Below are 11,495 nucleotides of genomic sequence, written 5' to 3'. Positions count from 1 at the left end.
TCAGAAAGCCAATATTGCGTTGAAGAGGATGGAATAATGGAAATCACGCTTGTCCGTTTGATCAAACAGGTCCTTGAAACCCTTGCCGGGAAGCAGCGCAGCACCGGACAATCGGAATACGATATTCTGGTTCGCGTTGGGCCGATATATTGCGGCAGCCGACAGGTCCCATCCGATATCCCTGGGAATGGACCCTTCGACGCGCAGTGCCTCGAGGCTCTCGGTCTTGTGGAACCACAAATGATTGGCATTGGCCGATAGCCGGAAATCAGGGGTCAGATCTGCATCGACACCGACTCCTGCCAAAATGGTGCCCGGATTATTAAAATTGCTCTGACCCTGCTCCTTTGAAGACCGTAGCGAATTTAATATACCGTTCCGACCATTGATACTGATAACGCGCCCGCCACCGGCAAACGGTATGGTCTGGCGGATCCAGTAACTGGTGTCGGCGCCGGCAAAGATCGGATTTTCGAAAATCGCGTCAAAACCAGCTTCAGTATTGTTATAAGGATTGCCGTCACCGCTCGCAAAAAGGCCCGAAGCCCGGAAACGCAGGAAATCAACATCATAACTGGCTTCGGCAGCAGCAAAATAGGCCGCAATCTTGGCCGGTTCGCTGGTAAAGATGCTGTTGCGATCCTCTCCAAAGGCTCCGTAAACCTGACCCGAAACATTGATCCTTCCAATGCGCCCATCAACTGCATAACCGGGATAAACCACATCATAAGCTCGGCCCCGCAGGTCACCGATCAAAGCAGGGCGAACCGGGAAACCGTTATCGTCTATTTCGACATCACTCTGCTCGCGGTTCATATTATAGGTAACACTGAACTGGCTGGTCAGGCCGACAAAGGGTAAATCCTGACGATAGAGATTGGCAAAAAGGATGTAGCTTTCGCGCGGTGTCTGCAAAATATCGTTGAGGCCACTATTGGTATCTTTTTCGAGCTGTACGAAGGCACCGAGATTATATTGTACGCGGTTATTATCGCGCGTTCCAAACAGGCGGAAGCCGAGTTGGTTATCCTGAAACAGGAAGCCGCGAAAGTCAGCCTGCATCGGCTGGATACCGATACGGAAGCTATCAAAGTCATAACGGGCAGAAGTATTGCGGATGTGATAATCGAAAAACGCTTCTTGAACCCCGACAAAATAGTCCGTTCGATTGGATGTCTTGGATGGTTCGACAAACAACACGCGGCGTTCCGGTACGTTCACATGGTTGATCTGTGTCGCGAGCGTCAGCCGATACTCGACATCAGGTGGCTTGTAAGCTGTAGAACCCTTTATCAGAGCCACACCGGTAATGAAGGTCTGAGCATAGACTTCCGAACCGGAGCGTCCGAACACGTCGATGCTACCGGACCGTTCGGTGGTTTGTACGCCCACAGGAATTGGAAAACTGCGCGGTTCGATCACCGTGTCGGAAATAGCGTTGACGACAAAAAACCAGTCGTCGCCTTTCAGAAAGGACGGTTTTTTGTCGGCCGGAATTGGCTTGTCGCCCTTCAGCACATTTTGCGCATAAGGGTTGGAGGTGTTGCTACAATTATTCTTCAGCGCACCAAACACCTTATAGATCGACTGATCACCGCCTTTTTGTGGACACAAGGTCTGTAATATCCGCCAGCGGTCGGGGACAGGAAACTCATCCGTTGGAAAGGCTTCTGGAGGTGGTGCACTAACCGCGCCGGGATTATTCTGGATGATACGGTCCGGTAACTCTTTCGGTACGCCTGGGCGGCGGCGTCCATCGATCAACGCCTCGTCCGCTTCCAGGCCGTCAAAGTCCATTTCGAGCTGTTGTGATTCCGCCACTGCAGGTTCTGTTATCGTGGGATCTGCAACCGGGGGTGAGGCAAGGTCGACTGCGACTTCTTCTTCTTCTTCTTCTTCGGGTTCAGTTTCACCGACCGCCAACAAGCCGGCACCTGCATCTATTTCGGCAAGGTCAAAATCAGAATTTTCAACCTGCATCCAGTCAAATTGCTCGCTCGCCAGTAAAGCAGCAAGCGACGTCTCCATTTCTTCAATGGATAGGCGCTGCAATTCCATTTGCTCGGCCTGACCCGACATGACTGTCATAATTGGCAAGAAAGAGGAAGATAGGGCGGGCACTTGCTTTACAGTCCCTCACAAACATTTTGGTCGTCAGTATCGAGAAACGGAGCAAATGGACAGTTCACGTAACGCAAACGGACCTGCGCATCGCCGAGATCAACAACGACGTTGTCGGCGCGGATGGCTTTTGGCGCATTGCCTATCCCGCCAACCCTCAGGCCAGCGTTGTGGAGGCCGAGGAAGCTGATCATGTCATCCTGATCAATGCCGTCACCCGACACACCGAGGCCGCCGATGAGTTGATCGCCACGATAAATCGGAACGCTGCCAGGGAATATCTGGATGCCATTTTCCAGCCGGTTCTGGCCTGCCACGGCATCCGGGGTGTTGGTACAGCGCATCGGCGTGTCTGTTGGCGATGCGCCGGTAACAAAGGCCAGATGCTGGCCGAGATTGGGGAATATTAACGCTGCTTGCAAGCCTGTGGCCAATGGGTTGAAGTTCTCAATCGGACGTGACAGCGGCCCGGGAGGGCGACCCAATTCTCCATCGGGGAAATAGGGACGTGACAGATTACCGCCGGATCGATCGGCAAAGGCTATCCCACCTGTAAGCGCATTGGGATCATTCAGAAATGTACGGACGCGCTGCACGAATGCGGCAACATCGGTATCGGGATTACCGAGCAGATCGGATGCGGCAACGCTATTGGAAAAGAAGGAGGCGGTGCGCGCCTTTTGCAGTGAGACATCAGTCCCGAAGATCGGTGCATCAGGTGACCGGACAATGCCTAGTATCTCGCCGTGCGTGTCGACGATTGATATTGATACCTGTGCACGGCTATCCAGCGGTTGCCGGATCTGCGCGCGCGCGCGGGACATGATGATAAAAGCTTCTTCCAATATCGCCCGTGTTTCGGCCTCGGTCAGCGGCGTGGCTACGCTGGCTCCGTCGGTAGCGGCGCGGATTGGAAAGCGGTTTGCGCCGGTACCATCGGACAGAACAAAGGCATCACGGTTCTTGAATTCTGCTGCCGTCGACGCCCGGATGCCAGAGCTCTCTGTGCCATATGCCGAGCCAGAGATGATCGCACCTGCCGTATAACCCGTTACCGCAATCAGATTGCCCGACGTTCCATTGATGGCGGCAAAGTTGCTTTGCAGCGGCGAGAGATCGTTCACGACCATATCGCTGAACCGCAAAGACGTGCCATCCACGGAAATCCGATTGGCAGTGATCGCCGCTGGTGGGGCAAAGCCCTGAATCCCGGCAAGCGCGATCGCTTCCTCGTCGTCGACATCAATGTCCAGGATATTGGAATCGAAGCCATAATCACCGTCGCCCATGACGCCAATTGCTCCGACCACCACGCCGTTCTTATAAAGCGGCAATCCGCCGGGATCAGCCGATAATCCAAGGGGTGACCGCTTCGGTCCTATCAGAGCGGCTGCACCAGCGTTACCGAACCGCTGATTGAGATCGGAACAGGGGAGCTGACTGAACTGCACACCAAAAAGTGGCCCACTTTCTAATCCCGCTGCGGTAGGGGCAGGGGGGAAATGTTCCTGGACAATCTGGCTTGCTGTACGGGTCGAAAAGGCATTCCCGGAGCTTGAGAGATAGGCGCCGGTGACTGCTTTGGCGATCGCGCCTGCTGCTGCTGGCACGTCGACGTCTTGTACATCTATTCCGGGATTATTGATCGTGCCCAGAGCTGTTCGGGCGCTGGTGGTCGCGGTGGCGCGTGCGCCGTTCATTTCAAATACGGCCAGCACATTGCCGACCCTGTCTGTAACCGCAATAACCGAAGGCAAATTGCGCGCCGTCGCTTCTCCGACCGCTTGCGCGATGACGGTTTGCACATCTGTTACGCTAAGTGCCTCTTGCGCGGGCGGTGTAAACGCGCCGCCATTACCGTCAACCGGCGTTGGCGTCGGAGTGGGTGTTGGAGCAGGTGAAGGCGATGGTGTACCACCAAAATCATTGCTGCCGCCACCGCCTCCGCAAGAGGTCAGGACCAAGGCAGCTGCCGAGATTGCAGCGGTGAAACGGAACTTCCGCATTATCGTAGGGCCCTTATGGTTCTGACAGCACTGCCCAGCGCTCGGCGGAATTGCAGAGGTTTGTAGCTATTGGGTTCATCGACGGCCTTATAGGCGACGTTAATCTGGCCACGCAGACTGGCGGCTGCGGATTCGCTGACCTGGCCGCTATTCACCAAGCCATTCAGCAGCGTATCAATCGCCATGACCGCTTGTACGCTACCTTCATAGTCGGTGAAACGCGGGGATATAGCCTGTCCGGCGATAGTTTCCATAATCTGGAAAGTCTGATCCCGGCCAAAGCTTGCGCGAGAGAAGCGGTCAGCCAGTGTCTGTGCCGTTTGACGCAAGCGAGCGGCTGCTTGCACAGCCGGTCCACGACCTTGACTCATAGCCGCATGGAATGCTTTTGACTGCGCTTCGAACTGACCCGCCAGATCCGGAGCAGCCACTTTAATCGCCGCGCTGAGCATGATCATATTTTCGTCGTTATAAGGTGGCATGCCCTCCGGAATGGGACGGCCAGGATTGTTGACCGATGTCGGTCTGGCCGATGCATCATCATAGATCCGGCGATGACAGCTATGGCAATCATAGAAATAAAATTCAGGGAACAGGCCTTCCTGCGCCAATGCCGGTTTGGCAAAAAGGTTGAGTGAGCGTTCCAATGCCATGGATTGGCCGACGGCCCAGAACCGAACGCTATTGGTTCTGCCTTTGCGCCGGACATAGTCGACATCTTCGTCATGATGCTGTTGCAGGGTTGAAAACAGGTCGAGTTCGAAGGAAATACGGGGGTGGCCGGCCGCCATGATGCGGTGATCAACAAACTGGCCGCTCTTGGCGCTACCGAAATGGCAATCAAGACAAACGCTCGCACGCGCCTTGGGATTATCGAGTGGGATCAGGCCAAGCGAAACATTCTTTGCGTGGTTCGCGCCGACCGCATAATGCGCAGACAACCAGGCTGACGATGGACCATGACAGGATTCACAACCAACACCGTCACTCATTTGAAAGCGCGGACCCTTTTTCGCTGCCGGTGTGCTGTGGCAGCCCAGACATTCTTGGGAAGACGCAGCGTCCTTGATGCCGAGACGTTGGGCAATCGCAATGCTGCGGGGTTCGCGAAGAACCCGAAACGCACGACTATGCGCGCCGCCGGGTGTTGATTCTTCCTGCCAGCGCATCAATTCATCCTGGCGTACGATTTCGCCGTCGGCTTCTTGCCGGCCATGGCAAGTGGTGCCACCGCAAGTTGCAACGCCCATGTAGGTGCCGCTGGCTAAATCTTGCGCTGCTTCAACAGGGGCCGGTGTGGCGATGGAAGATATGAAGAGAGCTACGCCAGCAAGCGCAAAACAGAATAGACCAGCAGCCAGCACGGACCAGCTACGTCTCCACGACAGATTTTTCCCCATTTGCATCGTTGCTTTTCCTGATCCTGAGATCAGGCCCCTCTGTAAGCTCGACGCGACCCAAGTCGTTAACTATGTTTTGCGTATTCTATTATGCTTCATTGAAACCTCAATGCAACGGTAAAAAACCTCGAATATGGTGGTTTTTCTATGACTTGCATCACTGTTTTTGCTTTACTTGCTGTTCAAACGTTGCCGATTTACCACTTTAATGTGGTTTGACTGCACACTCATGAGAATTGCCTTGAATGCGATTCGGTTCTTAGACTTTGCGCCTGATCACCAGATTCCGAATTTCCGTCATATCCTCCATCGCGAATCTAATGCCCTCTCTTCCTAGGCCGCTATCCTTGACGCCGCCATAAGGCATATTGTCAACGCGATAGGATGACACGTCGTTAATCACGACGCCGCCAACATCGAGACGGTCCCATGCATCCAGTGTTTTGAACAGGTCACGGGTGAATATACCAGCCTGCAAACCGAACTTGCTATCGTTAACTTCGTCCAGCGCCGCGTTAAAATCACTGAACTTGGACAGCAGAGCGAGCGGGCCAAAAGCTTCCTCGCGATTGGCAGCGGCGTCACGATCGACATTTTCCAGCAAAGTTGCTTCCAGCATATTGCCGGTCCGATTGCCGCCGCAGAGCAAGGTCGCGCCACCAGAGACAGCATCTTCAATCCAGCCATGCAGGCGCTTGGCCTCGCCTTCGGAAATCATTGGGCCAATGAACGTGTCGCGATCTTTGGGATCACCGGCGATCAAGCTCTTGGTTTTGGCAACAAGCATATCCTTGAACCTGTCGTAGACCGATTCATGAATGATGATCCGCTGTACGCCGATACAGCTTTGGCCGGATTGGTAAAAGGCACCAAAGATGATCCGCTCGAGCGCATCTTCCAGATCAGCATCATGATCGACGATAACGGCAGCATTGCCGCCAAGCTCCAGAATAACCGGCTTTTTGCCCGCTTTGGCTTTCAGATCCCAACCAACACCGGGGGAACCGGTGAAAGAAAGAAGCTTGAGCCGCTCATCGACCGTGAATAGGTCTGCACCATCACGGCTCGCGGGCAATATTGAAAATGCGCCTTTGGGCAAATCGGTTTCGGCGAGGACTTCACCCATGATAATCGCGCCCAGCGGTGTCTTCGACGCCGGTTTCATGACAAATGGACAGCCTACGGCAATTGCCGGAGCAATCTTGTGTGCCGCAAGGTTCAGCGGGAAATTAAATGGTGAAATGAAACTGCACGGGCCAATTGGTACCCGCTTCCACATGCCCTGATAACCTTTGGCACGCTCGGAAATATCAAGGGGTTGCACTTCACCATAGTTGCGTGTGGCTTCCTCAGCGGCAATCCGGAATGTATCAATTAACCGGCCAACTTCGCCTTCGGCATCCTTGATCGGTTTGCCCGCCTCGACGCAGAGCGAATAAGCGAGTTCGTCAAACCGTTCTTTGAACCGGTCGACGCAATGTTGCAGCACATTTTGCCGCTCATAGCTCGCCATACGCGCCATTGGCTCGGCAGCTTCGACAGCGCCGGCAATGGCTTCTTCAATTACGTCAGGTGTCGCAAGTGCGGTTCGAAAAGCCACTTCATTGGTGAACTTGTCGGTGACTTCCAGGTCGGTATTCGGCTGGGCTGCGACATTATTGAGGTAAAGCGGATAAACGTCTTTGAGTTTTGTCATGATCTATCCTCTTAAATCTTTGCGCTGAGTTCCTTGATCTCAACGTTGAGGATACGATCATTGTCGGAATAGTCCACCGGACAATCGATCAAATGCACGCCTTCGCTGTTGAGGCATTTGTCGATCGTTTCCTGCAGGTTTTTCGCGCTGGTTATCCGGTGGCCATGAGCACCATAGCTTTCTGCATATTTGACGAAATCAGGATTGTCATATGTCAGCCCCCAATCTTTGAAACCCATATTGGCTTGCTTCCAGCGGATCATGCCATAGCTGCTATCATTCAGGATCAGCACTGTGATATTCAGCTTCAACCGGACCGCTGTTTCCATTTCCTGACTGTTCATCATGAAACCGCCATCGCCGCAAATCGCCATGACTTTGCGATCAGGATAGACCATCGCCGATGCCATGGCAGAGGGTAGGCCCGCGCCCATGGTTGCCAGAGCGTTATCGAGCAACACAGTATTGGCCTGGCGTGCCTTATAGTTGCGAGCAAACCAGATTTTGTAAACGCCATTGTCGAGACAGATGATGCCATCAGCCGGCATTTTTTCGCGCACCACTTTGACCAGATGCGGCGGGTAAATCGGGCAACGCATGTCGTCGTCCATAGTGGCGGTATGCTCTTCTTCAGCCGCACGCGCTTTGTACATATGGTCGAAATTCCAAGAGCCGGAAGGAACAATATCTTCCTTCATCTGCCAGATCGCATTGCCGATATCGCCGATCACTTCGATTTGGGGAAAATAGACAGGATCAACTTCAGCTGTGTTCATCGAGACGTGAATAACTTCGGTTCCGCCGGCTTTCATGAAGAAAGGCGGTTTCTCGATTACGTCATGGCCAACATTGATGATCAGGTCGGCGGATTCAATCGCGCTGTGGACAAAATCATTCGCTGACAAGGCGGCACAGCCCATAAATTCCTTGTTGGTTTCATCAACTACGCCCTTGCCAAGCTGTGTCGTGACAAAGGGAATGCCGGTTTTTTCAATAAACTGGGTCAACATCCGGCCCGTGGTGGTGCGATTGGCACCCCCGCCGATAACCATGATCGGTGATTTTGCGCCTTCGATTTTTTTGGTCGCCGCGCGCACTGCTTTGGGTTCGGCAATAGGACGCCGGGACAGGCTGGGCGTGATAGGCGTGGAATCGGTCTGTTCATCCGCAACGTCTTCGGGAAATTCAATGTGGGTTGCGCCCGGCTTTTCTTCTTCGGCCAGACGGATCGCTTCACGAACGCGGCTAGGGATATTATCCGCAGAAGCCAGTTGGTGTGTGAACTTTGTAATCGGGCCCATCATGTCGACCACGTCCAATATCTGAAACCGGCCCTGTTTTGATTTCTTGATCGGTTTCTGACCAGTGACCATCAGGATCGGCATGCCGCCCAGCTGCGCATAGGCTGCGGCAGTCACCAAGTTGGTGGCCCCGGGGCCGAGTGTTGCCATGCAAACACCGGTTTTACCGGTATGCCGTGCGTAGGTCGCCGCCATGAAGCCAGCGCCTTGTTCGTGCCGGGTCAGGATCAGTTGGATTTTCTTGGAGCGCGACAGGCTGTCGAGCATGTCGAGATTTTCTTCGCCGGGAACGCCGAAAAGATATTCTACGCCTTCATTTTCAAGACATTGGACGAATAAATCAGATGCTTTGGTCATGTGGGTCCTTCCCTGATCGGCATGATCAGTGTTTGCTCAAGATTATGGCAACGACCCCGGAATGATTTTTCCCCTCCAGAAAAAGATTCATCCCTACCCCTATGCCGTTGGTTGATAAGTCAAAATTTCCTGTGAGTCACGTATCAATCGCAAAATTTATAAATGGCTCAATAACCGCGATCAAGATCAGCCACCGCGACCATATCGCCACCCGTCTGATAACGCTTCAGATTTTCCACAAAGCGGGCAGCAGCGCGCTGAAACATGCGGGTCTGGGCAACACCTGAAACATGCATGGTGATGAAGCAATTGGCGGCGGTCCAGAGGGGATCGCCTTTCGGCAGCGGCTCGGGATCAGTAACATCCAGCATCGCGCCGCCAATGGCTTTGCTGTTCAAGGCCTCTACCAGTGCTGGCTGATCAACCAGCGATCCGCGCGCGACATTGATCAACCAGGCGGATGGTTTCATGGCCGCAAATTCATCCGCGCCCAACAGTTTTTGCGTTTCTGTCGTTGCAGGTGCGGAAACGATTACCCAGTCAAACTCGCCGAGCCGCGCACGCCAGTCATCGGTTCCAATCACCTCTGTTCCCAAACCGGCGGGGTCATCGCTGGCCGTTCGCCGGACAGCCGTGATATCCATATCAAAGCCGGACAGCTTTTTCGCAACCTGCTGACCGATACCACCATAGCCAATGATCAGCGCCTTGCCGTCCGTCAGTTCGGTTGTCCCGGGAGCTTGTTCCGGCCATTCCTGTTGGGCCTGAAGCTCCAGCAGTTTATCGGTCCTTTTGGCTGCAGACAGCATTCCCATGACAACAAATTCGGCAATCGGAGAGCTGTTGAGGCCAGCGCCGTTTGTGACGATTGTTCCCTGTTGTTTGAGCTGATCCAGCGGAAAATGTTCGACCCCTGCGTAGATACTGTTAAGCCATTTCAAGCTGGTCGCGGCGCTGAGTACCTGAGCCATCTTGTCTTTGTCATACATGTCGAACCAGCCGATTTCGGCATGGGGCGCTATTTCAAGAGCTTCTTCGGTACTAGTGAACCAAGTGACATCCAGATCACCGCAATGGGGTTCGACAAGCGGGCGCACGAGAGATGCCATGGCGGCTATTGGTTTACTCATATCGAAATACTCCATTCCCAGCGTAGCGGATCGCCATCCATAAGGTCGACGCCCTGAGCCGTCAGTTCATCGCGGATTGCGTCGGCCGCGGCAAAATCTTTGTCTGCTTTGGCTTGCTGTCGCAAATCCAGCTTTTGCTCAATCTCTTCCTCAGTGATGGTTGCCTCTTTCGGGCGTACCCGAAGGTCATCCCGTGTCAGTGCTTCCAGATCAAGGCCGAGTATCAGGTCTATTTCCTGCAAGAGGGCCATACGCTGGAGGGCATTCACTTTCTTGAGTGAAAGCAGATCTTCCAGCAACGGAATGACGGGGCAACTGTTGAGATCGTCACTCATGGCCGCGTCCAGTTTATCACGCATTTCGACAAGCTTGGGGTGAGGAGGTTGCTCATCTTGCTCGCCCGATAGGCGATCCTTCAATCGCTCCACGCCCATAATGATACGTTTCAATCGTGTCAGCGCCGCGACCAGATTATCCCAGCTAAACTCCAGCTCGCTGCGATAGTGAGCCTGCAAGCACATCAGTCGATAGGCGAGGGGATGGATGCCCTTGTCTATCAGCAATTGTAGCCGCAGAAATTCGCCTGAAGATTTCGACATTTTGCCGGTTCGGTCGATCAGGAAATTATTGTGCATCCAGAAATGCGCGCCGCTGTGGTCGCAGCCGCTGTGCGCCTGATTCTGAGCGATTTCATTGGGGTGGTGGATTTCGCGATGATCGATGCCGCCAGTATGTATATCAAAGGGTAGGCCGAGCAACGCCTCTGACATGACCGAGCATTCGAGATGCCAACCTGGTGCACCCTTGCCCCAGGGGCTGTCCCATTCCATTTGCCGCGCTTCGCCCTCCGGAGTCTTGCGCCAGATCGCAAAGTCAGCGGCATTACGCTTGCCTTCGACAGCGTCGATCCTGCCCTCACCGTCCTCGGTTGCGGCTCGAGCAAGGCTGCCATAACCGGCGACAGTCGAGACATCGAAATAAAGACCGCTGTCCAGTTCATAGCAATGCTTGTCGGCAATACCCCTGGCATAGTCTATCATCTGCGGAACATAATCGGTTGCTACAGACCAATGCGCAGGCTGCCGGATGTTCAAAGCTTTGACATCTTCCCAGTAAGCCTCGGTATAATGTTTGGCGATATCCCAGATAGATTGCGCTCGTTCCGCCGCCGCTTTTTCCAGCTTGTCCTCGCCAGCATCGGCGTCATCGGTGAGATGTCCGACATCAGTGATATTGATGACGTGGGTGAGCTTATAGCCTTTCCAGCTCAAGGTCCGCCCAAGCAAATCGGCAAAAACATAAGCGCGCATATTGCCGATATGGGGATAGTTGTAGACTGTCGGGCCGCAGGTATAGACGCGGGCTTCGCCTTCATGAACCGGAACAAATGGCTCGAGCGTGCGGGTGAGGCTATTGAACAGCTTCAAAGGATGTTTGGTGGTGTCATTCATATCCACCGCCTAATGGCTTGGGATATAAAAGGT

The 11,495-nt window shown here is 53.8% G+C and carries 7 protein-coding genes; all 7 read right to left on the bottom strand.

The genetic code is table 11. The features are described from left to right. A complete protein-coding gene (locus ACO6S1_RS00170; RefSeq protein WP_422346257.1) occupies window positions 1-1,797 on the bottom strand; it encodes a hypothetical protein in 1,797 nt (598 codons plus the stop codon). Between the two features lie 329 nt (window positions 1,798-2,126). Further along, complete coding sequence (locus ACO6S1_RS00165; protein WP_422344353.1) at window positions 2,127-4,127, bottom strand: heme-binding protein; 2,001 nt, start codon at window positions 4,125-4,127, stop codon at window positions 2,127-2,129. Next, window positions 4,127-5,527, bottom strand: a complete 1,401-nt coding sequence (locus tag ACO6S1_RS00160) for a multiheme c-type cytochrome (RefSeq protein ID WP_422346256.1) — start codon at window positions 5,525-5,527, stop codon at window positions 4,127-4,129. Before ACO6S1_RS00160 ends, ACO6S1_RS00165 begins: the two co-directional genes overlap by 1 nt. Before the next feature lie 259 nt (window positions 5,528-5,786). Continuing rightward, window positions 5,787-7,223: an aldehyde dehydrogenase family protein gene (locus ACO6S1_RS00155; protein ID WP_422344352.1), complete on the bottom strand. Its 1,437-nt coding sequence runs from the start codon at window positions 7,221-7,223 to the stop codon at window positions 5,787-5,789. A gap of 11 nt (window positions 7,224-7,234) precedes the next feature. Beyond that, window positions 7,235-8,881 (bottom strand): acetolactate synthase large subunit, encoded by a 1,647-nt coding sequence (locus tag ACO6S1_RS00150; protein WP_422344351.1) that lies wholly within the window; start codon window positions 8,879-8,881, stop codon window positions 7,235-7,237. 167 nt (window positions 8,882-9,048) lie between these two features. Then, a complete protein-coding gene (locus ACO6S1_RS00145; RefSeq protein WP_422344350.1) occupies window positions 9,049-10,011 on the bottom strand; it encodes a D-2-hydroxyacid dehydrogenase in 963 nt (320 codons plus the stop codon). Then, window positions 10,008-11,462, bottom strand: a complete 1,455-nt coding sequence (gene cysS / locus ACO6S1_RS00140) for a cysteine--tRNA ligase (RefSeq protein WP_422344349.1) — start codon at window positions 11,460-11,462, stop codon at window positions 10,008-10,010. Before cysS ends, ACO6S1_RS00145 begins: the two co-directional genes overlap by 4 nt. Window positions 11,463-11,495 lie beyond the last annotated feature (33 nt).

The sequence above is a fragment of the Parasphingorhabdus sp. genome (genome assembly GCF_965233695.1).
Taxonomy (GTDB): domain Bacteria; phylum Pseudomonadota; class Alphaproteobacteria; order Sphingomonadales; family Sphingomonadaceae; genus Parasphingorhabdus.
This window is presented reverse-complemented; position numbering and strand designations above follow the sequence as displayed.